The organism is Bradyrhizobium sp. DN3 (assembly GCF_041357655.1).
Lineage (GTDB): Bacteria > Pseudomonadota > Alphaproteobacteria > Rhizobiales > Xanthobacteraceae > Bradyrhizobium.
Window position 1 is genome coordinate 68,498 of sequence record NZ_JAULLN010000009.1, and the last position, 22,294, is coordinate 90,791.

The window sequence follows — 22,294 nt, forward strand, 5'->3', positions numbered from 1 at the left end:
TCCGCGCGCCAACGACAAAACGACAAACAGCGGAGGAAGCTTTGGTAGACACAACATATCGCCCGGCCGAAGCGCCTGGCGCCGTTGCTGCAACACATCTGGCCCGTCTCAAGGTCGGCCCGTTGCCGATCGGCATCTACGTCGCGGCCGCGCTCGTCTGCGCCGCCGCCGTCTATTCCGGCAAGCTGCCGAACGACGTGATCGGCGGCCTTTCGGTCCTGATGCTGCTCGGCTTCCTGCTGGGCAAGCTCGGTCAGACCATTCCGGTGCTGAAGCAGATCGGCGGCACCGCGATCCTGTGTCTATTCGTGCCGTCGGCCCTGGTGAGCTACGGCCTGATGCCAGAAGCCGCCTTGAAGGCGATCACGACCACGTTCCGAACCGCCAACTTTCAGTATTTCTTCATCGCCTGCCTCGTCGCAGGCTCGATCCTCGGCATGCCCTATCGGGTCCTGGTTCAGGGCTTCATTCGCATGTTCGTTCCGCTCCTGATCGGCACGATCGCGGCCGTCACCGCCGGCATCGCCGTCGGGCTTCTGTTCGGCCACAGCCCGAAGGACACGTTCTTCTTTGTCATCATCCCCATCGTCGGCGGCGGTCTTGCGGAAGGTGTCCTGCCGCTGTCCATCGCTTATTCCGAGATGCTGCATCGGTCGCAAGCTGAGCTTGTGGCCCAGATGGTCCCAGCGGCGCTGCTCGGCAACGTCGTCGCGATCGTCAGCGCGGGCCTGCTGGCGCGCCTTGGCGAGATGCGGGCCGACCTCAATGGCAGAGGGATGCTGGTCAAAACCGGAGACGACGACATTCTCGGCGAAGCGCGACCGGACCAGCCGATCGATCTCGGACTGCTCGGTGCCGGCATAGTGCTTTCGTGCGGCTTATTCGTGCTCGGCATGATTTTGGCGCCGCTCACCGGCATCCCCGGGCCGATCATGATGATCATCGCCGCGGTGGCATTGAAGCTGACCAGGTTACTACCGGCCGAGATGGAGCTCGGCGCCTATCAGATCAACAAGTTCATGTCGACCAACCTTACTTTCGCGATCCTGGTGGCGATGGGGACATTGCTGGTCTCATGGCAGCAGCTCGTTGCCTCCTTCAATCCAGGCTACATCATGATCTGCACGACCACGGTGCTGGCGATGATCCTGTCAGGTTTCTTCGTCGGCAAGTGGCTGAACATGTATCCGGTGGAGGCGGCGATCGTGACCGCCTGCCACTCGGGCCTCGGGGGCACCGGCGACGTCGCCATTCTTGGCGCCGCGGATCGCATGGGCCTGATGGCGTTCGCCCAGATCGCCACCCGCGTCGGCGGCGCGATCATGATCGTGATCGCGACACTCTTGATGAAGTCGCTGTCCTGATACGGGCCGCGGCCTTTGCGCAGGACGAATGTTCCAGGGGAGATCTCAATGCTCGAATTCGAACAGATTGAATCGTGCTCCGATCGATCAGAGACCGGGTTGACGCGCCGCCATCTGATGTCGATCGCGTTGACAACCGGTGCCCTCGGTTCGGCCATATTGGCGCCGGGTGCTTTCGCTCAGGAGAATAATACCGTGACGACCAGCGCGCTGCAAAAGTTGCTACCGGGGTTTCGACAGAAGCGCCTCAAGACCAGCGGGGCCGAGATCAACGCGCTCGTGAAGGGCGAGGGGCCGCCGCTGCTGTTGCTGCACGGACACCCGCAGACATTGGCGTGCTGGCACAAGATCGCCCCCAAGCTCGCGGAGCGCTTTACCGTGGTGCTGACCGATCTGCGCGGCTACGGCGACTCGAGCAAGCCCGACGGCGGCAAGGACAGTATCGCATATTCCAAGCGGGAGATGGCGCGGGATCAGGTCGAAGTGATGCGCGCGCTCGGTTTTGACCGCTTCCGGGCTGTCGGCCACGATCGCGGCGGGCGTGTTCTGCATCGCCTGATGCTTGATCATCCGGACACCGTCTCCAGGGCGGTCCTGCTCGACATCGCGCCAACCGCGACGATGTACGCCAAGGTGAACAAGGAGTTCGCTACGCGATATATGTGGTGGTTCTTTCTGATTCAGCCGGCGCCGCTTCCGGAAACCTTGATCGGCAACAATCTCGAATTCTATCTGCAGACCCATATCAACAAGCAGAACAAGACGCCGGGCGCCATCGACCCGGTTGCACTCGAAGAGTATCGCCGGTGCTACACCCGCGAGACGCTGCATGCCGTCTGCGAGGATTATCGCGCCGCTGCCGGCATCGACCTGATCCACGATGAGGCGGATTCCGACAAGAGAATTGGTTGCCCGCTGCTCGTGCTGTGGGGCGGCAAGGGAGTTGTCGGGTCGAGCTACGACGTCCTCGACACATGGCGCGCCAAGGCCAAGGACGTGCGAGGCGGAAGCCTGCCTTGCGGCCATTATCTGCCGGAAGAAGCACCTGAGTTGCTCCTCGAGCAGCTCAATGCCTTCTTGGCGTAACGACGGCGACGCGTCTCGACAGCGGTCTCCGGGATCGCTCGCCGCTCTATCTCACGCTCATGATGCTGGGTGGCTCGCTGCCCGGCGAGACCGCTGAGTGCCGCTTTCCCGGAGGCGCTGGGCCTCTTCAGGGAGGTGTTTGCGGGGTCGAAAGCCTGCCGGCATTTGCGCCGGCATCGCCGCAACGGGCCTGCCGACCGACCTCACAAAAGACATTTGATTCAATCGCTAAGGGTTAGGTGTGTAAATACCGGTACTGTGCATGGGGTTGTCTTGCCGGTTTTGATGCAGCCAATCGCGTCGGGAGGGTCAACCCGCCGCTTCGTCGAACTGCGTACTCGCCTCGAGCCACTGTTCCTCCGCCCGCGCCAGTGCGTCCGCCGCATTGGCGCGCGCCTTCGACAATTGCGCGGCCTGCTTGGGATCGCGGGTGAAGATGTCGGGCAGGGCGAGGGCGGTGTCGATCTTCGCGATGATCTCACCGACGCGGGCGATCTCGGCTTCGGCTTCCGCGATGCGCTTCTTCAGCGAGCCGCGATTGTCCGACTTCGGGCGTTGTGGCTTCTCACTCGCGGCGCTGCGCTCGCGTGGGGATTCGGCGTTGCGCGCGGACAGCACCAGGCGGCGGTACTCGTCGAGGTCGCCGTCGTAATTGGTCACGGTGCGATCGGCGACGATCCAGAGCCGTTCGGCGCAGGCCTCGATCAGGTAGCGGTCGTGGGAGACCATGATCACAGCGCCGGGAAATTCGTTGATCGCCTCCGCAAGCGCGGCGCGGCTGTCGATGTCGAGATGGTTGGTCGGCTCGTCCAAAATGATCATGTTGGGGCCGAAGAAGGTCGCAAGGCCCAATAGCAGCCGCGCCTTCTCGCCGCCCGACAATTTCCCCGCCTTGGTATCGGCGGCCTTGCCGGAGAAACCGATCGCTCCAGCGCGGGCCCGCACCTTGGCTTCGGGCGCATCGCCCATCAGCTTGCGCACGTGATCGTAGGCGGAGGCGTCCTCGTTGAGCTCGTCGAGCTGGTGCTGGGCGAAATAGGCGATCGACAGCTTGTCCGCGCGGGTCACCTTGCCGGAGAACGATGCGAGGCGTCCGGCCAGCAGCTTGACCAGCGTCGACTTGCCGTTGCCGTTGGCGCCGAGTAGCGCGATGCGGTCGTCATTGTCGATGCGCAGGGTGACGCGGCTCAGCACAGGCGTTGCCGGATCGTAGCCGACCGAAGCGTTGTCGACGGCGATGATCGGCGGCGACAGGATCTTCTCCGGCGCCGGAAAGCTGATCTCGCGCACGTCCTCGGTGACCAGCGCGGTGATCGGCTTCAGCCGCTCCAGCATCTTGACGCGGGATTGCGCCTGGCGCGCCTTGGAGGCCTTGGCCTTGAAGCGGTCGACGAAGGCTTGCAGCCGCGCGCGTTCGGCCTCCTGGCGCTTGACCTGCTTGGCATCGAGCAATTCGCGCGCGGCGCGCTGCTCCTCGAAGGAGGAATAGGTGCCCTTGTAGAGCGTGAGCTTGCCGCGCTCCAGATGCAGGATCTGGTCGACCGAGCTTTCCAGGAGGTCGCGGTCGTGGCTGATCACGATCACCGTGCGCGGATAATGCGCGAGATGATCCTCAAGCCACAATGTGCCTTCGAGATCGAGATAGTTGGTGGGCTCGTCGAGCAGCAACAGGTCCGGAGCTGCGAACAGCGTCGCGGCGAGCGCGACGCGCATGCGCCAGCCGCCGGAGAATTCGGCGCATGGGCGGAGCTGATCGGCGGCGGAGAAGCCGAGGCCGGAGAGGATCGCGGCCGCACGGCTCGGCGCCGAATGCGCGTCGATGTCGACGAGGCGGGTCTGGATCTCGGCGATCCGGTGCGGATCGGTCGCGTGCTCGGCCTCGGCGAGCAGCGCCTCGCGTTCGAGGTCGGCCTTGAGCACGACGGAGATCAGGCTTTCGGGGCCGTTCGGGGCCTCTTGCGCGAGACTGCCGACGCGCCATCGCGGCGGCAGTGTCACCGAGCCGTGCTCGGCCGCAAGCTCGCCGCGGATCACCTTGAACAGCGTCGACTTGCCGGTGCCGTTGCGTCCGACCAGGCCAACGCGCGAGCCGGGCGTGATCTGCACGGAACTCTGGTCAATCAGAAGGCGTCCGGCGAGGCGGATGGAGAGATCGGTGATGGACAGCATGCGGCCTTGTCACCGCAAGGCGCGACGAACGCAACCCGTTTTTCCGTGGCTATCGCTCGAGCATGATCCTGTCGGAAAACCGCTTCACACTTTTCCGGCTCATGCGCCGGTCAGTGCGATTCGCGCTCGCGCTGCTTCAATTCGTTGAGCAGCTGCTCGAGGTGTGTCGGGAGGTGAGGATCGGGGCGCAGACTCTGCTGAAGCCGTTCGCCCACGGCATCGCAAATCGAGCGGCTGGTGCGCCGGTCGATCTGTACGCTGTCATTGGCAAAAGGCCCAGCCATCGCGAGGTTCCATGCTCTTAAAGTAAAGACACGGTACCAAGTCATTGCCTCCAAAATGGTTTCGCTGCTCGCGGGGAATGTCCGAAATTCTCGTCAAAGTTGTATTAATCGCCCCATGTCCGCCCAAATAAGAGGCCCCGGCGGGGGGAACGCCGGGGCCTCTCCTGAAGGGGTGCCTTGGGGGGCATAGGACCCCTTTTGTCAGGAAGGTGCTTTGGAAGGTGCTGTCGGGCTCAGTAGCAGCGGTTGATCAGCCGCCAGCGGGGTCCCCAGGGGGTCGGGACCAGCCGGCGCACGTAGCAGCCGCCATAACCGTAGGAGACGGGGCCGCCGACATAGAAGCGCGGTCCGCCCCAGCCGTGGTGCCAGCCGCCTCCGTGCCAGCCTCCGCCGTGCCAGCCGCCATGCCAGTGAGCGGAGGCGGAGGTCGGCGCCAGCGCGGCACCGAGCGCGACCGCGGCAACGGCGGCAAGCGAAAGTTTCCTCAACATGGTGATCTCCTCAAAACTGCCGGCGCGGGCCTGTCGCGTCGATGGAAAGGCCGCCGAAACGGTCTGCCTCACAATCAGGCTTGGGTTTCGATGGGCCCGACCTTACGCCTGCGAAGCTGAACCGAACCCTGACGGGGGTTTCAGGATCGGTTCATCTGGGTGAAATCGTTGTAATCAGCTGAAATCGCGGGTTACGACGCCTGCGGCGAAGCGCCCATGCGGCCGCATCGGCGGTCGCTTGCCGTCCGGCAAAGGCGCCGATATAAGCCCCGCAACTCCGAACCACCGCATTCCTTCCAAGGACAAGACTTATGGCCATCGAACGCACTTTCTCGATCATCAAGCCCGACGCGACCGAGCGTAACCTGACCGGCGCGGTCAACGCCGTGATCGAGAAGGCGGGCCTGCGCATCGTCGCGCAGAAGCGCATCCGCATGACCAAGGACCAGGCCGAGACCTTCTATGCCGTCCACAAGGCGCGCCCGTTCTTCGGCGAGCTCGTCGACTTCATGACCTCGGGTCCGGTCGTGGTGCAGGTGCTGGAAGGCGAGGGCGCGATCGCCAAGTACCGCGAGGTGATGGGTGCGACCGATCCGGCCAAGGCTGCCGAGGGCACCGTCCGCAAGCTCTACGCCAAGTCGATCGGCGAGAATTCGGTGCACGGCTCGGATGCGCCGGAGACGGCTGTAATCGAGATCGCGCAGTTCTTCTCGGGCAACGAGATCGTCGGCTGATCCATCAGCCGATAAGTTAGGACGACGGGGCGAAAGGACGTATTGTGAACTGGCTCTGGCAGATCTTCGATCCCGCGACGATCGGGGCGTTCTTCACCCAGTTTCGCAACGAGATGGCTGAACCGACCTTCTGGATCGCGGTCGGCAAGATCATCTGGATCAACATCCTGCTCTCCGGCGACAACGCGCTGGTGATTGCGCTCGCCTGCCGCGGCCTCAAGCCGCGGCACCGGCTGTGGGGCATGATCTTCGGCGCGGGCGCCGCAGTGATACTGCGGATCATCTTCACCGGCATCGTCGCGAGCCTGATGGGGCTGCCCTACCTGAAACTCGTCGGCGGTCTCGCGCTGATCGTGATCGCGGCAAAACTGCTGGTGCCCGAAAACGAGGACGAGGACGACGTCGAGTCCGCCTCGCATCTGTTGCAGGCGGTCCAGATCGTCGTGGTCGCCGACATCGTCATGAGCCTGGACAACGTCATTGCGGTGGCTGCTGCCGCCAATGGCAGCGTACCGTTGTTGATCCTCGGCCTCGCCATCAGCGTGCCGCTGATCGTCGCCGGTGCCGCGCTGATCATGGCGCTGCTCGCAAAGCTGCCGGTCCTGGTCTGGGCCGGCGCGGCGCTGCTCGGCTGGATCGCGGGCGAGGTGATCGCGACCGATCCCGGCGTCGCACCGAAGCTGCACATGCTGTTCGATGGCCCGCTCGGCGCCTCGCTGGACAGCATGCTCGGCGCACTTCGCATCCCGCCGCAGTTCGCCCATGGCGGCGGAGGCGGCGAATATTTCTGCGCCGCGCTCGGCGTCGTTGTCGTGCTGGTCGTCGGCACCATCTGGCGCCGGCGCAGCCTGAGCGCGGCCGCGCTCGAATCCTCCGAGGGGCACGCCAAGGCATCGGCGAAGTGACTTCGACGCTCTGATCGGTCTTGGTCTTCTCTCCAGCGATGAGAGGCGAGCATGTCACTGATGTGCTCGCCGCGTTGGCCGCGGTACCCGAGCGATCACCGGCCATGGGCTTAGCGCAAGAGCCGAAGTCTCCCATCATCGCATTCCTACAACCGCGCGCATTGTGTTCGCGGCAGGAAGCGCGCTGCGCGGTAATACGCAGCGCGCTTGGGCGTTGCGTGCGATGAGTCTTCCTTCGCAACCAACGCGCGATTTAGAGGTTGTCTTATTATAAACTATTGAAAATAAAGGGTGCTTTCGTTGACTCAACGAAGGTTCCCACGGCACGTCGCTCCGACGTTCATGTTTATGAAATCGGAAGCTGGTGCGATGCCGTCGAGAGTGATTTGCCGTCCTGTTGCTGTTCTTGCCGCTAGCATCAAAACATTTCTGATGTGCTCCAGCCCGAGAGCCTTCGCGATCTCCGTGGTCTCCATTGCCTTGTTCAGCGACGGCCTCCTGCACGGCACCAACGCGCAAAGCGCTGTGCCGGAGACGGAGCGGGGAAGCACGTTGCCGGCGGTGACCGTCACCGCAGATGCCCCGAAGCAGCGCGCACGTCCACGCTCCAATCCAGGCCGAAGGGCGGGCCGTAGCGCGCCTGCGAATGAGCGGGCCAAGTTGCAGGCGGAAGCAACCCCCACGGCTGCGAGGCCGAGCGCACTTCCGCCGTCCTACGCAGGCGGGCAAGTCGCCCGCGGCGGCCAGGTCGGCTTGCTGGGCAACAAGGATTTCATGGATACGCCGTTCAACATCACGAGCTACACGGCGAAGAAGATTGAAGATCAACAGGCCACCACGGTCGCCGACGTCGTCAGCAACGATCCTTCGGTCCGTTTCACCGGTCAGACCGGTGGCATTCTCGACTCCTTCTTCATCCGCGGCTTTCCGATCGGGGAGGGGAATGTCGGAGAAATTGCCTTCAACGGCGTCTATGGCGTTGCACCGAATTATCGGGTGTTCACCGATTACGTGGAGCGCATCGAAATCATCAAGGGCCCGACGGCGCTGCTTTACGGCATGGCGCCAAACAGCAGCGTCGGGGGCACCATCAACATCGTTCCAAAACGTGCTGGGGATGTCGATCTCACCCGGGTCACGACCGACTACACGACAAACACCCAGCTCGGCACGCATCTCGACGTGAGCCGACGGTTCGGCGAGAACCGCGAATTCGGCATTCGCGTCAATGGTAGCTATCACAATGGCGATACACCGCTCGACAACCAGACCCGGGAGGCGCATGTCGGCGCCGCAGCGTTCGACTATCGCGGCGAGAAGTTCAGAGCTTCGCTCGACTTCATCGATCAGGAGGAAAAGTTCGACGCGCCCACGAGGCCGTTTCTGGTCGCAACAGGCGTCGCGGTTCCGACAGCGCCGGTCGGGCGGCGCAATGTCACGCAGGCCTGGGAATGGGCCAAGGTTCACGACAATTCGCTGCTGGGACGCGCCGAATACGATGTGACAGATTCCGTGACGGTGTTCGCCGACGGCGGTGGTGGCAGGACCCAGGTCGATCGTCTGTTTGGGACGCCGACGATCCTGAACGCGGCAGGCAACACGACTTCGACGCCGGGGCATTTCAAATTCGATATCGACAGGAACGTGGCCGATGCCGGTGTGCGTGCCCGGCTCGAAACAGCCGCGATCAGTCACGCCGTGACCTTCCAGGGCAGCTACTACACGGATCAGATCTCGCGCGGCTCCGTATCCGGGACGCCGGTGTTGTCCAACATCTATGCGCCGATCGCCCGTCCCGAGCAGCTCGTTCCGGCTCCCGCGTCTGTACCGAAACTGTCGGATACGGAGCTGACCGGTCTTGCGCTGGCCGACACCATGTCGGTTTTCCAGGAGCGCCTTCAGCTGACCGTCGGCGTCAGGCAACAGGGCGTCAAGTCCAACAACTACAACACCACCACGGGCGCCGTTACCTCCGCCTACGACCAGACGGCGCTCACGCCGATGGTCGGCCTGGTCGTCAAGCCCTGGAGCAACGTTTCGCTGTACGCCAACTACATCGAAGGGCTCAGCAAGGGCGACATCGCACCGACGACGGCGAGCAATCAAGGAGAGGTCCTGGCGCCGTACTTCAGCAAGCAGAAGGAAGCCGGCGTCAAGATCGACTTCGGGATGCTCGCGACTACGATCAGCCTGTTCGAGATCACCAAGCCGTCGGGACAGCCGGGGGCAGATAAGGTCTTCAGGGCTGACGCCGAACAGCGCAATCGCGGCGTGGAATTCACCGTGTTTGGAGAAGTGCAGCCGGGCATTCGCGTGCTTGGCGGCGTGACGTTGATCGACGCGGAGCTGACGAAGACGAGCACGCTGGCCAATCTCGGCAAGACGCCGATCGGCGTGCCTCAGGTGCAGGCCAATCTATCCGCCGAATGGGACACCCCGTTCGCACCCGGACTGACGCTGGTCGCAAACACCATCTACACCGGGCACCAATATCTGGATGGGGCAAACACGCAAGTTATTCCGGCCTGGACCAGGCTCGATCTAGGTGCGCGCTACACCACGCGCATCAATAACCGGCCGGTCACGCTCCGGGCCCTGGTCCAGAATGTATTCGATACCAACTACTGGGCTGGCGTGGCGAGCTTCTCCGCATTGGCGCAAGGCACGCCGCGAACCCTGCTATTGTCGATGTCGACGGATTTCTGAACCGGGTCGGCTTTGATGCGCGCAACGACGATGCGCGTTCCTTACGTCACCGAGGCCAGACGCGGAGCCACGATCAGGCGCAGACGACGGGTGCTCTGAATGGACGAAAGAATCAGGGCGCCGCGACAGGACGGCTCCGCGCCCGCCCGATCCCGAATGATGCCCGGGCGCGCGCGGCACACGCTGCTGTGGGCTCACCGATGGCTCGGATTGATCTTCGGCCTCGTCGTGGTGCTGATAGGCCTCACCGGAAGCTTCATTGTCTTCTACCGGGAGATCGATGTTGCCCTGAATCCTGCGCTCTATACTCCCGCAGGTCCGGAGCAAAAAGTCACTTTATCGGAAGTGATGCGCGCCGCCGCGGCGGCGGATCCAGCGCCGATTGCCACGATCCTGGCGCCGGATCGGACCTAGCCGGTCTGGATCGTGATACATACGCATGAAACCGCGCCTGGCCGCTACCCGAACCGTTGGACGACCATGGTCGATCCTTCGAACGGAAACGTGCTCGGGCGGCGTGACTACGTCAACGCGTTCGCCCTCAAGGTCTATCGTCTCCACTACACGCTGCTGCTCTATGAGTGGTGGGGCAAGGAGCTGGTCGGCGTGGCCGGGTTCGTGCTGCTCGGTTTGGCCATATCGGGCCTGGTCCTGTGGTGGCCGAGGCCGGGTCTTTTCTGGCGATCGGTCTCGGTGCGCAAGAACGTCTCGCTGTTTCGATTTGTTCTGGACTTTCATAGCGCGGCCGGCTTTTGGGCACTGCTCGTGCTCTTGGTGATCTCAATCACCGGCGTCGGCATCGTATTTCCCGACGTGGTGCGCCCCATCGTTGGCCTTCTGTCGCAAACGACGCCTGATCGCTCGCCACGGGTCGAAATGCCGCCTTCGGCAGAGACGCCACTGCTCCCAGCCGATGCGATCGCGCGACTAGCGCAGGCGGCCAAGCCCGGCGTTGCGATCGCTATGTTCAATCCGCCGACCGCAACGCGCAACACCTGGCGCGTGCAGTTTCGTCCCGACGGTGCTGATCCCGCCGTGCGGGCACGGGGGGCGATCTGGCTCGATCCATGGAGTGGCGCAGTGGTGCACGACCGCAGTCCGGTCGCCATGTCGATGGGGGACCGCTATCTGGCCGAACAGCTCTGGCTTCACAACGGCGCGGCGTTCGGACTCGCAGGACGCCTGTTGGTTTTCGCGGCCGGATTCGCGCCTCTCGCCCTGTTGGTCAGCGGCCTGATCATGTGGCTCAAAAGACGTCCCGGAAGGGTGAGGACCGGCTAGCTGGTTACCGCCTCACGATCGAGCCGGCGCGGCCCATCAGGCGGGCGAGCTGGCGGAAGCGGCTGCCGACGCGGTCGGCGACGAGATCGACGAGGCGGTGCTCGAACACCAGCATCAGCTTGCGGCTCCCGCTGCGGAAATGTGTGGCGGGCAGCACACCCGGCCGCGCCGCCGAGATCAGGTGCGCGACGCGGAACGCAGCGCCCAAGAGGCGTGCACGCTCGAGCTGCGCCGGCGTCAGCAGGCTCTGCATGGTGGCCGGCGGCTGGTTTTCCTCGCTCAGGCCCGCATAGCGGTAGAACACCGACAGGCCGATGAACGCGCGCTCGGTATGGGTGATCGCGCCGAAATTGCCGTTGACGACGAGGCTCAGCGTCTGCTCGCCACGATGATCAGGATGCACGCGCCAGCCGATGTCGGAGAGCAGACACGCGGTGTGGCGCAGGCGGCGATCCTCTTCGGTCTCGCGCAGCTTCACGACGCGCGCGAGGCGGTCGGTCCAGGCGATCAGCTCGCGGGCGTGCTTCGCCGAACGCGACAGCAGCTGGTTGAGCTCCTCTGCGGCGCAGATCAGCCCGTCCTTGTTGCGTTCGGACTCCGGCAGCTTCTCGTGCAGCAGGCCCTCGCGCACGCCGAAGGTCGAGAACACGATGGTTTTCGGCTTCGCCACGCGGATGATGTGCTCGAGCACCAGTGCCGCATAGGTGAGGAGCGGGCGGCGCGCATCAGCAACGATCTCGATGTCGGCCAGCATGTCGGCGGCCGCAAGCCGGCGCAGACGCCGCGAGAAGTCGAGCGCCTCGGCCGCCGGAATCGAATAGCCGTGCATCACCTGGAGCGGATAGCCGCTCTGGATGATGTGGATGCGCGCGAGCGCGCGCCAGGTGCCGCCGACCGCGTAGAAGGTGCGGCCGCGGCCCGCGGCTAGCTGCGGCACCTCGTCGATCGCTTCGCGGACGATGCGGTCGGCGCGCTTGAGCGATTTGTGCGCGAGGTCCTGGAGCGCGAGCCCGCCGAGCGGCAGCGTCACGCCGCTGCGTACGCTGTTCCTGCGCACGTCGATCAGCTCGAGCGAGCCGCCGCCGAGATCGCCGACGATGCCGTCGGGATAATGGATGCCGGAGATCACGCCGAGGGCCGACAGCCGCGCTTCGCGCTGGCCCGACAGGATCTCGATCTTCACGGCGCAGATGCGCTCGGCCTTCGCGATGAAGTCGGGGCCGTTGGAAGCGTCGCGGCAGGCGGCGGTCGCAATCGCGAACACGCGCCCGACCTGCATCACGCGGCACAGCGCCCGAAAACGCTTGAGCGAGGTCAGCGCCTTGTCGACGGCGTCGGGCGCGAGCAGGCCCGTGCTCTGCACCTCGCGTCCGAGGCCGCACAGCGTCTTCTCGTTGAAGATTGGAATGAGGCTGCGCGCCAGCGCCTCGTAGACGACGAGACGGACCGAGTTGGAACCGATATCGATGACCGCGACGCTGGAGCCGCGCTTGCGCGGCCGCTTCACGTCGAAAATCCGGGATCAGGATGGATGACGTTCATTCCGGCGCGTGAGACGGCGCGGCGAGGATTCCTTGAGCGACTTTCCACGGCCAGACAGACTCGGATTTGTCATGAAGTAGTTGTGGACGTTGAAAGGCTCCTCGCCCTTCGCGGCCTTCATACGCGTTGAGGACCCGTCCGGCAACAATTGCCAGCTCTGCTCATTATCCTTCAGATTCGCGACCATGATCTGTTCGAGAACCTGCTGATGCACCGTGGGATTTTGCAGCGGACACAGCACCTCGACGCGGCGGTCGAGGTTGCGCGGCATCATGTCGGCCGAGGAGATATACACAGCCGCTTTCGCGCTCGGCAGGCCCTGGCCCATGCCGAAGCAGTAGATTCGGCCGTGTTCCAGGAAGCGTCCGATGATCGACTTGACGCGGATGTTCTCCGACAGGCCGGGAATTCCGGGCCTGAGGCAGCAGATGCCGCGCACCACCAACTCGACCTGGACGCCGGCCTGTGAGGCCTCGTAGAGCGCGTCGATGATGTCGGGGTCGACAAGCGCGTTCATCTTCATCCAGACCGCGCCGTGCCGCCCGTGCCGTGCATGCGCGGTCTCGCCCTGGATGTGCTCGATGATGCGCTTGCGCAAGGTCAATGGCGACACCGCCATCTTCTCCAGATCGCTCGGCGCGGCATAGCCGGTGATGAAATTGAACACACGCGCCGCGTCGCGGCCGATGGTCGGATCCGAGGTGAAGTAGGAGAGGTCGGTGTAGATGCGCGCGGTCACCGAGTGATAGTTGCCGGTGCCGGTATGGACGTAGGTCGTGAGGCTGCCGCCCTCGCGGCGCACCACCATCGAGAGCTTTGCATGCGTCTTCAGTTCGAGGAAGCCGTAGACGACCTGCACGCCGGCGCGCTCGAGGTCGCGCGCCCAGCGGATGTTGGCCTCTTCGTCGAAGCGCGCCTTCAGCTCGATCAGCGCGGTCACCGACTTGCCGGCCTCAGCGGCTTCGGCGAGCGCGCGCACGATCGGCGAGTTGTTGGAGGTGCGGTATAGCGTCTGCTTGATCGCGACCACATCTGGGTCGCGCGCGGCCTGCTGCAGGAACTGCACCACCACGTCGAAGGATTCATAGGGATGATGGACGACGAGGTCCTTCTGCCGGATCGCCGCGAAGACGTCGCCGGCATGCTCGCGCACCCGCTCGGGATGGCGCGGCACGTAGGGGGTGAATTCGAGGTCGGGACGGTCGATGCGGGTGAGCTGCGAAAGCTCGTTCATGGCGAGCACGCCATCGACCAAGAACACCTCGTCGTCGGCGGCCGACAGCGCGTGCTGGACGAAGCTCCGCAATTCCTCGGGCATCTTGGCGTCGATCTCGAGCCGGATCACCGAGCCGCGGCGGCGACGCTTCAGCGCGGTCTCGAACAGGCGGACCAGGTCTTCCGCCTCTTCCTCGATTTCGAGCTCGGAGTCGCGGATGATTCGGAAGGCGCCCTGGCCGCGCAGATTGTATCCGGGGAAGAGGCGGTTGATGAACAGGGCGGTCGCCTGTTCCAGCGAAATCAGCCGGACGGCCCTGCCTTCGGCTGGTAGGCGGATGAAGCGGTCGATCTTGCCGGGCATGCGGATCAGCGCGTTCATCTGCTTGCCGTCGGCGGCGCGCGTGAGCTGAAGCGCGATGGTGAAGCCGAGGCTCGGGATGAACGGGAAAGGGTGGGCCGGATCGATTGCGAGCGGCGTCAGCAGCGGGAACACGTTGTTGAGGAAGTAGTCCTCGATCCAGCTCCGCTCCGCCTTGGTGACGTCCTTGCCCTCAACCAGCACGATGCCGACATCGGCGAGCGTGCCGCGCAGGTCGCGCCAGATCGCCTGCTGGTCGGAGGCAAGCTCGGACACGGTGCGGTTGATCAGCGCGAGCTGCTCCGACGGCGTGAGGCCATCGGGGGCGCGCTCGGCAATGCCCTCGCGCACCTGGGCCTTGATGCCGGCGACGCGGACCATGAAGAACTCGTCGAGGTTATTCGCTGAAATCGACAGGAATCGCACCCGCTCCAGCATGGGGTGACTGGGATTGACCGATTCCTCCAGGACGCGGCGGTTGAAATGCAGCCAGGACAGCTCGCGGTTGATGAATCGCTCGGGGCTGGAAGCGATCGCCGGCAGGCCCTCGGTTTCCGGGGGTTTTTCTTTGATTTCAACGGCTTGCGCAGAGTCCATGAGAAGTCGATCCATCCAGTTCACCCCAATTTGCGACTTACGCGCAAAACCGGCGGGAGCATGTGTTAGAGCGATGACGTTTCGATGACATTGATGTTCCGCCGCTCCGCCGCGTCAAGCGGCCTCGGAGGCGGGGGCCGGTCAGGCGTCCCGAAGCAGCTCGGCGGCCAGCGCCCGGGTGACGGGGCGCCCAAGTCGCAGGGCCTCGCTGTCGAGCAATTCCACAGCCCGCCGGGCGGCGGCCGAGGACCGCTCCAGGCGGGTGGCGAGGTAGCTGACCACGCTCTCATCCACCGTGAGTTGACGGTCGGCGCAGAATTTGACGATCAGGCCACGGAAAAGCTGGTCGTCGGGCGGCAGCAGCGCGACCGCCGGCACGGCGCGCAGGCGCGAGCGCAGGTCGCGAAGCTCGATCTCGAGCGATGCCGGGACCTCGCGCCCGGTGAAGAGGACGTAGGCGCCATCCTCACGGGCGAGGTTCATCAGGTGGAAGAGGGCGCGCTCGTCAAATTCTTTCGCCTTGAGATCCTCGACCACTAGCGCCCCGGTGGCGAGCGCGCCCGGGACCGCTGCGGCGGTCAGGGCATTGGCTGTGGTCGAGCGGGCGCCAGCCTCCTCAGCCCAGATCGCGGCGAGATGGCTCTTGCCGCTGCCTTCGGGGCCGGCCAGCCACATGATCCGGTTCGGCCATTCCGGCCAGGCGTCGATCAGGCCGAGGCCGGCCGCGTTGGCCGGGCCCTCGAGGAAATTGTCCCGGCTGAGACTTTCCGCATGCGGAAGCGAAAACGCCAATTGTCGGGGATGAACGCGGCCTGCCACGCTTGCCTTGCTCCATGCCGGCGCGCCGGCCTCGTTGGAAAAGATTCGACTTGATCGAGCGGGAGTTGGCCTTTTACGGGGCCGCATCCCAACTCATTTGGCCTCGATCGTGCTCATGTGCCGCAGCCACTCGACGAGATAGAGCGACACCGAGGAGAGCGTGAAAACCGTGACGAGGCCCATCAGGATCATATCATAGGGTTGCGGCTTGAAGCCGAAGGCAAGTGCGGCCAGCACCAAGGCCGCGAACGCCACTTGGGCCACAGTGTTGAGCTTGGACACCTTCGAGGGCTTCATCTCGACCGGCCGGTCGAACAGCCAGGATACGATCACGGCGGCGACGATCATGATGTCGCGCGAGACCACGAGGATGACAATCCAGCGCGGAATCGCCCCCCAGATGCCGAGCGCCATGTAGATCGAGACCAGCAGCGCCTTGTCGGCAAGCGGATCGAGCAGGGCGCCAAGCTCGCTTGTCATGTTGAAGCGCTTGGCCAGGAAGCCGTCGACGGCGTCGCTAATACCGGCGATCAGGAAGACCGCGAACGCCACCTCCATTTGGCTCGACACGATGGCCCAGACGATGATCGGGACCAGCATGATGCGGCCCAGGGTAATGATGTTCGGAATACTCACGCGGCGCTTCCCGGCACCCGGATTGACCTCAGATCCGGCCCCCTCGGAGGCTGAACCGGTTGATATCTACATAGTATAGGGCGGGGCGCCATGCGAGCCATTGCGCGTCCCCGGAATTCGACGTAACCAGCCGCAAACCCACTGGAAATCGGGCATGACCGACCGCAAAAACGGCCTCACTTACGCCGATTCAGGCGTCGACATCGACGCCGGCAACCGCCTCGTCGACCTGATCAAGCCGATGGTGCGCGCCACCGCACGGCCCGGCGCCGACGCCGAGATCGGCGGTTTCGGCGGCCTGTTCGACCTCAAGGCGGCCGGTTTCAAGGACCCCGTCCTGGTTGCTGCGACCGACGGCGTCGGCACCAAGGTCAAGATCGCGATCGAGACCGGCCTGCATGGCGGCATCGGCATCGACCTCGTCGCCATGAGCGTCAACGACCTCGTGGTCCAGGGCGCCGAGCCACTGTTCTTCCTGGACTATTTCGCGTGCGGCAAGCTCGATCCGGAGGCCACCGCCGCGATCGTCGCGGGCGTTGCGGAGGGCTGCCGCGAATCCGGCTGCGCCCTGATCGGCGGTGAAACGGCCGAGATGCCCGGCCTCTACAAGGACGGCGATTATGATCTCGGCGGCTTTGCCGTCGGCGCCGTCGAGCGCGGCACGCTGCTGCCGCGCAAGGACATCGCGGCGGGCGATGCGGTGATCGGGCTCGCATCGTCGGGCGTGCATTCCAACGGCTTCTCGCTGGTGCGCAAGATCGTGGAACAATCCGGTCTCGGCTTCGAGGCGCAGGCGCCGTTCGCGCCCGTGATGACGCTGGGTGGCGCGCTGCTGACGCCGACGCGGCTCTACGTCAAATCCTGCCTGCGTGCGATCCGCGAGACCGGCGCGGTGAAGGGGCTCGCCCACATCACCGGCGGCGGTTTCACCGACAACATTCCGCGCGTGCTGCCGAAGCACCTCGGCGTCGGCATCGACCTTGCACAGCTGCTGGTGCTGCCGGTGTTCAAATGGCTGGCCGCGCAGGCCGGCATCGCCGAGCTGGAAATGCTGCGCACCTTCAATTGCGGCATCGGCATGATCGCGATCGTTGAGCCTGACCAGGTCGACAAGGTGGTCAAGGTCTTCACCGATGCCGGCGAGACCGTGGCGCAGCTCGGCACCGTGATCCCGGCCGAAGGCGAGCACCGCGTCGTCTATAACGGCCACCTCGACCTGGCGCTGTGATGAAGCGCCGCGTCGCCATCCTGATCTCGGGCCGCGGCTCCAACATGGCTGCGTTGATCAAGGCAGCGGCTGCCGCGGATTTTCCGGCAGAGATTTCGCTGGTCATCTCGAACAAGGCCGATGCACTGGGACTCGAACGGGCCAGGGCGAGCGGCGTGACAACCGAGGTGATCGAGAGCAAGCCGTTCGGCAAGGACCGCGCAGGTTTTGAGAAGGTGCTGCAGGCCGCGCTCGACCGGCACGGCATCGAGCTGATTTGTCTGGGCGGCTTCATGCGCCTGTTCACGGCGGAGTTCACTCGGGCCTGGTACGGGCGGATGCTCAACATCCATCCCTCGCTGCTGCCATCCTTCCCCGGTCTCGACCCGCACGGCCAGGCCTTGCGTGCAGGCGTCAAGCTGTCCGGCGCGACGGTCCACTTCGTGATCCCCGAGACCGATGCCGGACCGATCGTGATGCAGGGCGCGGTTCCCGTCAGCGACAACGATACGTCGGACACGCTCTCGGAGCGCATCCTCGAAGTCGAGCACCGCATCTATCCCGAGGCGCTGCGGCTGCTCGCGGCCGGCAGGGTCCGGATCGACGGCGAGGTGTGCAGAACGGCGGGCAGCTCTGCGTCGGAGAATTTTTTGGTTGCGCCGGTGGTGAGCTGAAGCGACGTCGCTTTTCGACTTCCCAAACAAAATCCCCCGGCAGAGCCGGGGGCAACGTCATGATCTCTCGCGCGTAGCTTTGAGAGAAATCAGGAGACCTTGAGGTTCTCCGCGGATGATTTGCCGCGGTTCTCCACGAGGTCGTATTCAACCACCTGGTTCTCGTTGAGGGTCGAGAGTCCGGCGCGCTCGACGGCGGAGATGTGGACGAACACGTCCTTGTCGCCGCCGTTCGGCTTGATGAACCCATAGCCCTTGGTCGGGTTGAACCATTTGACGGTGCCCTTTTGCGGCATCGCTAATCTCCTCCACTAGATAGAAAAAAGACGCGGCCGCTTTTTCGCGTGCCACGCCACAAACGGGCTTCCGGAAGTCTGTTCGAGTCTTGAGTCTTAATGTCGCGAAACGCACAGCCGAGCGGCCAATTCCGATTGTGGCCAATATTGCAACATGAAAAGCGCGCGTTAGCAAGCAGGGTGCGAATTTCAAGATCGCACCGGACACGCTCGAGTGCAATTTTCGACCTGTGGCCCGGGAACCACAATCAGGAGCAATCCCCCTCGTCAGGAGGCGTCAGCTGGTTGACCCTCCGTAACAGTTCGGCGCAAATCAGCTTATGCGTGCGCCGCTCCTGTTGCATTTTTGCGCGCCGCCATTTGCTTTGGGATTTGTCGTCATGCGCTGCACCGCGCAGCCACCAGGGACACGGCAGACTGTCGGGCTGAGCCGCATCCGCCGCGTCGCGGCAGCGGTCGCCACTATCTTTGCCCTTATGACGTTTGCGCTCATCGTGACGGTGTCGGCGGCGACGCCCGTCCTCGCGCAAAGTCCGAGGCCGACGCCCACGCCGACCCCGACACCCACGCCGTCGCCGACCCCGGTTCCGATGCCGACCTCGACCAATTACGACCAGTCGGCCGGCAACAGCACGCTCAATCTCGGCTCAGGTTTCCTGGAGCGCCTCGGCAATCAGGCATCGAGCGGCATCAACCGGGCATCCCGCACCAATCCCGGCGGCGGCGGCGCATCGGCGAGCACCGAAGATCCGCGCTACCGCACCTGGTTCGAGGGTTACGGCATTTCGGTCCGCACCGATGCGCAAGGCGACTTTCTCGGCGACAAGCGCAAGACCTTTGGCGGTGTCGCCGGCATCGGCGCGCGGCTCGCACCGGGTGTCAATATCGGCTTTTCGGTCGACCAGAGCCACACCGACATCGACGTGCCGCTGGCGCTCCAGTCGGCGACACTCGACCTGACCCAGGTCGGCCTCAACGGCTCCATCGACAAGGGGCCCTGGACCTGGGCCTTTGCGGTGGTGCACGGTTTCGGCAAGGTCCGTTCCAGCCGCGACACCGGCTTCGGCCTTGCGAGCGCGGGCTATCGCGCCGCGGTCGATGGTGCGCTGACCGAGATCAGCTATTACTGGACCAAGGACCAGATGCGCATCGTGCCCAAGGGCGCGCTCGAATATGTGCGCGCCACCAGCGCGGCGTTCCAGGAGGCCGGCGGCCTCGATCCGCTCAACGTCGGCGCGACGGCGCTGTCGCGCGCGCGCGTCATGATCGGGGCCGAGATCGGCCGCTACTTCATCATCGACCAGAAAATCCTCGACCTGTCCGCCTACGGCAAGTTCGTCGACAATTTCCACCAGGACCTCGGATCGGTCCAGGTCAGCCTGGGGACCCAGAGCATCGTCGTCCCCGGCATCGGCGAGAGTCGCTACGGCATGGATGCCGGCGCCTCGGCCTCGCTCAACCTGACCAGCGTCGCGCGGCTCTACGTCAATTACGACGGCAAGTTCCGCAACGAGCTCACCTCGCACCAGGGCACGGTCGGCTTCGAATATAAATGGTGAGCTGAAACTTACGCCGGCGTTGCCGCGGCATAGCCCGTCAGCCCAAAACCCTCGCGCGCGGCCGTCATCATCGGCACCAACGCGTTCGGATGGATGAACTCGTCGCGGAAGCAGGGATAGGTCTTGGGATCGAAGATCTTCTTCAGCCAGTCGACCACGATCTTGTGCCGCTCGGAGGTGCGAAACTCCTTGTGATAGGTGAGCCAGAGATCGGCGTGGTGGCTGACGCCGAGATCGACGGCAACGAGCGGCGCACCGAGCGCGATCGACACCGTCGGCAGGAAGCCGATGCCGGCGCCGCGCTCGACGGCATAGAGCACGCCGACCGAGGAGTTGGTCTTGATCCCGACGACGCCTTCCAACGACTTCAGCCCGAGCACGCGGGCGTAGGCGCCGTCATCGACCTGCGGCGCGCTCTGCTTGATGATGCGGTGGTTCTTGAGGTCGGCGAGCGTTGCCGGCACGCCGTAGAGGTCCTCGTACTCCTTGGAGACGAATGGATAGATGTGCAGCCGGCCCAGCTTGGCGACGATCAGATCCGGATTGGTCGGTGGCTCGAGCTGGATCGCGATGTCGGATTCAAGCCGCGCGACGTCGGCCTGCTCCATCGCGCAGCGCAGATCGACGGTGATCCTTCGATAGGTCTTCTGGAAATCGATCAGCCGCGGCAGGATCCAGAAATTGCCGGGCCCCTCCGTCACCGCGACGCGCACGGTGCCCGCGGTGTCGTTCGACGAACGCGAGGCGCGACGGAAGACGTTGAAGGCGTGACGCTCCATATGCGCGACGTCGGCGATCATCGCGGTGCCTTCGTCGCTGAGCGTGAGCCCGCTCTGGTCGCGCAGGAACAGCTTGCAGCCGATACTCTCTTCGAGCCGGTCGATCCGGCGCATCAAGGTGGTGGAGGTGAGGCCGAGCTCTTCGGCCGCGTTGCGAAAACTTTTATATTTTGCGCATGCTAAAAACAGCTTCAAATCGTCCCAGGACGCACCCAGGACTTCTTCACGGTGCTGCATCATCGCAGCACCCCGGTGCAATAACTGCTGCATACTCTTGGTCCCCAACCGCTAAGCTCGTCCTCATAGCGGGGTACGAAAGCCGCAAACGATAGAGGGGCGATCTCGGTATGGAAAGAGGCTCGTTTGCCGCAAGGCATGATTTCGACGCGCTGCCGCTGAGCCCGGACGTGGACGTTCGTTGCGCGCAATTTTCCGAAATCGCCGCGCTTTCGGAAATGGCGCATCGCCTGGTGCCGGGCGTGCAGATCGGTTCAGCAGAGCTTGCAAGATATTTCACCTTCGATCCTCAGAGCATCCTGACTTTCAGCCGGAAGGGCCATCTGCTCGGCGGCATGGCCTTCCTGTTCCTAAACGATCGCGGGCACGATGCGCTGCTGCTCGACGAGATCTGCCTCACCGCGCCCGAGACGCGCTATCTCGCGTCCGCGAAAGACGACGTTGCGGCCATCTACATCTGGGCGATCGCGACGACGGGGCGCGGTATCGCGGGTCTCGGCAAGGCCGCGGCTCATCTGCGACAGCTAAGGTTTCGCGGCGCCGATTGCTATGCGCAGCCGTCAACCGTGGCCGGACGCGACATCATGAAGGCGACCGGCTTTGTGCCTGTCCCAAGCTTCCAACCCGACCTCTGGTGCTACGAGCGCCCCTGGCATCGCCAGCCGATGCGCATGCCGGATGCGATCATCCAAGCAAGGAGTTTTGCAGATGCACGGTACTAGAATTCCTCTCGCCAAGCCCGACTCCCGCGCCATCACCATCCGTCTTGCGCGCGATCCCAGCGATCTGATGTTGGTCACCGCGATCCGCTCTGCGGTCTACCTCGCCGAGCAGGATTGTCCGTTCGAGGAGGAGTTCGACGGCAACGACATGGTCGCCGCGCATTTCATCGGCTTCGTCGGCAACGAGCCCGCGGGCTGCCTGCGGGTGCGTTTCTTCGGCGATTTCGCCAAGGTGGAGCGGCTCGCGGTGCGTCACCAGTACCGGCGCTCGCGCGTCTCGTTCAAGCTGGTGCAGGCGAGCGTCGATTATGTGAAGCGCAAGGGCTTCCGCAAGATCTACGGCCAGGCGCAGGACCGGCTGGTCGATTTCTGGGCCCATTTCGGTGCCAAGCCGCTAGGCCACAACCGCAAGATCACCTTCTCGGATTTCTCCTACACGGAGATGCTGCTGGAGATCGAGCCGGGGCCGGACGCCATCACGCTGGACAGCGATCCCTATGTGATCATCCGGCCCGAAGGCGATTGGGACCGGCCGGGCGTACTCGACGCCTCGGCGGGGCGGGCGGTGACCTCGCCGCTGCGGGATCTCGCGCTCGCCGATCGCTGAAACAGGTGCAACTGCGCGCAAGA

At 64.2% G+C, this 22,294-nt stretch carries 19 protein-coding genes and 1 pseudogene; 11 read left to right on the plus strand and 9 right to left on the minus strand.

The window, feature by feature from the left end; genetic code table 11:
* The first annotated feature begins 41 nt into the window (after window positions 1-41).
* Both AAE027_RS15405 and AAE027_RS15410 read left to right on the plus strand, forming a co-directional pair.
* Window positions 42-1,364, plus strand: a complete 1,323-nt coding sequence (locus AAE027_RS15405) for a 2-hydroxycarboxylate transporter family protein (protein ID WP_176945831.1) — start codon at window positions 42-44, stop codon at window positions 1,362-1,364.
* Window positions 1,365-1,559: 195 nt separating this feature from the next.
* Window positions 1,560-2,450: an alpha/beta fold hydrolase gene (locus AAE027_RS15410; protein WP_370985409.1), complete on the plus strand. Its 891-nt coding sequence runs from the start codon at window positions 1,560-1,562 to the stop codon at window positions 2,448-2,450.
* A 309-nt stretch (window positions 2,451-2,759) separates the two neighbouring features.
* Here the strand turns inward: AAE027_RS15410 and AAE027_RS15415 are convergent, their stop codons facing one another.
* From AAE027_RS15415 to AAE027_RS15425, 3 genes are all read right to left on the minus strand, one after another.
* On the minus strand, window positions 2,760-4,619 hold the full coding sequence (locus AAE027_RS15415; protein WP_370985408.1) for an ABC-F family ATP-binding cassette domain-containing protein: 1,860 nt from the start codon (window positions 4,617-4,619) through the stop codon (window positions 2,760-2,762).
* Window positions 4,620-4,729: 110 nt separating this feature from the next.
* Window positions 4,730-4,903, minus strand: a complete 174-nt coding sequence (locus AAE027_RS15420; protein WP_176945832.1) for a hypothetical protein — start codon at window positions 4,901-4,903, stop codon at window positions 4,730-4,732.
* Between the two features lie 233 nt (window positions 4,904-5,136).
* Window positions 5,137-5,394: a sulfur globule protein precursor gene (locus tag AAE027_RS15425; RefSeq protein ID WP_091893003.1), complete on the minus strand. Its 258-nt coding sequence runs from the start codon at window positions 5,392-5,394 to the stop codon at window positions 5,137-5,139.
* A gap of 311 nt (window positions 5,395-5,705) precedes the next feature.
* On the opposite strand from AAE027_RS15425, the gene ndk reads away from it, so the two are divergent.
* From ndk to AAE027_RS15445, 4 genes and pseudogenes are all read left to right on the plus strand, one after another.
* On the plus strand, window positions 5,706-6,128 hold the full coding sequence (ndk, locus tag AAE027_RS15430; RefSeq protein WP_128934245.1) for a nucleoside-diphosphate kinase: 423 nt from the start codon (window positions 5,706-5,708) through the stop codon (window positions 6,126-6,128).
* 44 nt (window positions 6,129-6,172) lie between these two features.
* Window positions 6,173-7,033 carry a TerC family protein gene (locus AAE027_RS15435; RefSeq protein WP_370985407.1) on the plus strand — a complete coding sequence of 287 codons (861 nt, stop codon included), beginning with the start codon at window positions 6,173-6,175 and terminating at the stop codon, window positions 7,031-7,033.
* Between the two features lie 774 nt (window positions 7,034-7,807).
* Window positions 7,808-9,739, plus strand: a complete 1,932-nt coding sequence (locus AAE027_RS15440; protein WP_370985483.1) for a TonB-dependent receptor — start codon at window positions 7,808-7,810, stop codon at window positions 9,737-9,739.
* 159 nt (window positions 9,740-9,898) lie between these two features.
* A pseudogene (locus AAE027_RS15445) lies at window positions 9,899-11,020 on the plus strand (PepSY-associated TM helix domain-containing protein).
* Window positions 11,021-11,024: 4 nt separating this feature from the next.
* Here the strand turns inward: AAE027_RS15445 and ppx are convergent.
* The 4 genes from ppx to AAE027_RS15465 form a co-directional block, all read right to left on the minus strand.
* Window positions 11,025-12,527, minus strand: coding sequence for an exopolyphosphatase (gene ppx / locus AAE027_RS15450; protein WP_370985406.1), 1,503 nt, complete (start codon window positions 12,525-12,527; stop codon window positions 11,025-11,027).
* A 15-nt stretch (window positions 12,528-12,542) separates the two neighbouring features.
* Window positions 12,543-14,735, minus strand: coding sequence for an RNA degradosome polyphosphate kinase (locus tag AAE027_RS15455; protein ID WP_176945841.1), 2,193 nt, complete (start codon window positions 14,733-14,735; stop codon window positions 12,543-12,545).
* Between the two features lie 141 nt (window positions 14,736-14,876).
* Window positions 14,877-15,554 (minus strand): P-loop NTPase family protein, encoded by a 678-nt coding sequence (locus AAE027_RS15460; RefSeq protein WP_370985405.1) that lies wholly within the window; start codon window positions 15,552-15,554, stop codon window positions 14,877-14,879.
* Window positions 15,555-15,647: 93 nt separating this feature from the next.
* On the minus strand, window positions 15,648-16,190 hold the full coding sequence (locus tag AAE027_RS15465; protein WP_091892878.1) for a CDP-alcohol phosphatidyltransferase family protein: 543 nt from the start codon (window positions 16,188-16,190) through the stop codon (window positions 15,648-15,650).
* Window positions 16,191-16,344: 154 nt separating this feature from the next.
* On the opposite strand from AAE027_RS15465, the gene purM reads away from it, so the two are divergent.
* On the plus strand, window positions 16,345-17,418 hold the full coding sequence (gene purM, locus AAE027_RS15470) for a phosphoribosylformylglycinamidine cyclo-ligase (protein WP_370985404.1): 1,074 nt from the start codon (window positions 16,345-16,347) through the stop codon (window positions 17,416-17,418).
* Window positions 17,418-18,071, plus strand: a complete 654-nt coding sequence (purN, locus tag AAE027_RS15475) for a phosphoribosylglycinamide formyltransferase (RefSeq protein WP_370985403.1) — start codon at window positions 17,418-17,420, stop codon at window positions 18,069-18,071. The genes purM and purN overlap by 1 nt, the downstream gene beginning before the upstream one ends.
* A gap of 89 nt (window positions 18,072-18,160) precedes the next feature.
* On the opposite strand, the gene AAE027_RS15480 is transcribed toward purN, so the two are convergent.
* Window positions 18,161-18,367 carry a cold-shock protein gene (locus AAE027_RS15480; RefSeq protein ID WP_008551638.1) on the minus strand — a complete coding sequence of 69 codons (207 nt, stop codon included), beginning with the start codon at window positions 18,365-18,367 and terminating at the stop codon, window positions 18,161-18,163.
* A gap of 380 nt (window positions 18,368-18,747) precedes the next feature.
* On the opposite strand from AAE027_RS15480, the gene AAE027_RS15485 reads away from it, so the two are divergent.
* Entirely contained in the window at window positions 18,748-19,926 is a 1,179-nt protein-coding gene (locus AAE027_RS15485) for an autotransporter outer membrane beta-barrel domain-containing protein (RefSeq protein ID WP_370985402.1), read from the plus strand.
* An 8-nt stretch (window positions 19,927-19,934) separates the two neighbouring features.
* On the opposite strand, the gene AAE027_RS15490 is transcribed toward AAE027_RS15485, so the two are convergent.
* Complete coding sequence (locus tag AAE027_RS15490; protein WP_091892886.1) at window positions 19,935-20,975, minus strand: LysR family transcriptional regulator; 1,041 nt, start codon at window positions 20,973-20,975, stop codon at window positions 19,935-19,937.
* 77 nt (window positions 20,976-21,052) lie between these two features.
* Here AAE027_RS15490 and AAE027_RS15495 point away from each other — a divergent pair, with 77 nt between their 5' ends.
* Both AAE027_RS15495 and AAE027_RS15500 read left to right on the plus strand, forming a co-directional pair.
* Window positions 21,053-21,664, plus strand: coding sequence for a hypothetical protein (locus AAE027_RS15495; protein WP_370985400.1), 612 nt, complete (start codon window positions 21,053-21,055; stop codon window positions 21,662-21,664).
* A complete protein-coding gene (locus AAE027_RS15500) occupies window positions 21,651-22,271 on the plus strand; it encodes a GNAT family N-acetyltransferase (protein WP_091892890.1) in 621 nt (206 codons plus the stop codon). Before AAE027_RS15495 ends, AAE027_RS15500 begins: the two co-directional genes overlap by 14 nt.
* The last annotated feature ends 23 nt before the right edge of the window (window positions 22,272-22,294 follow it).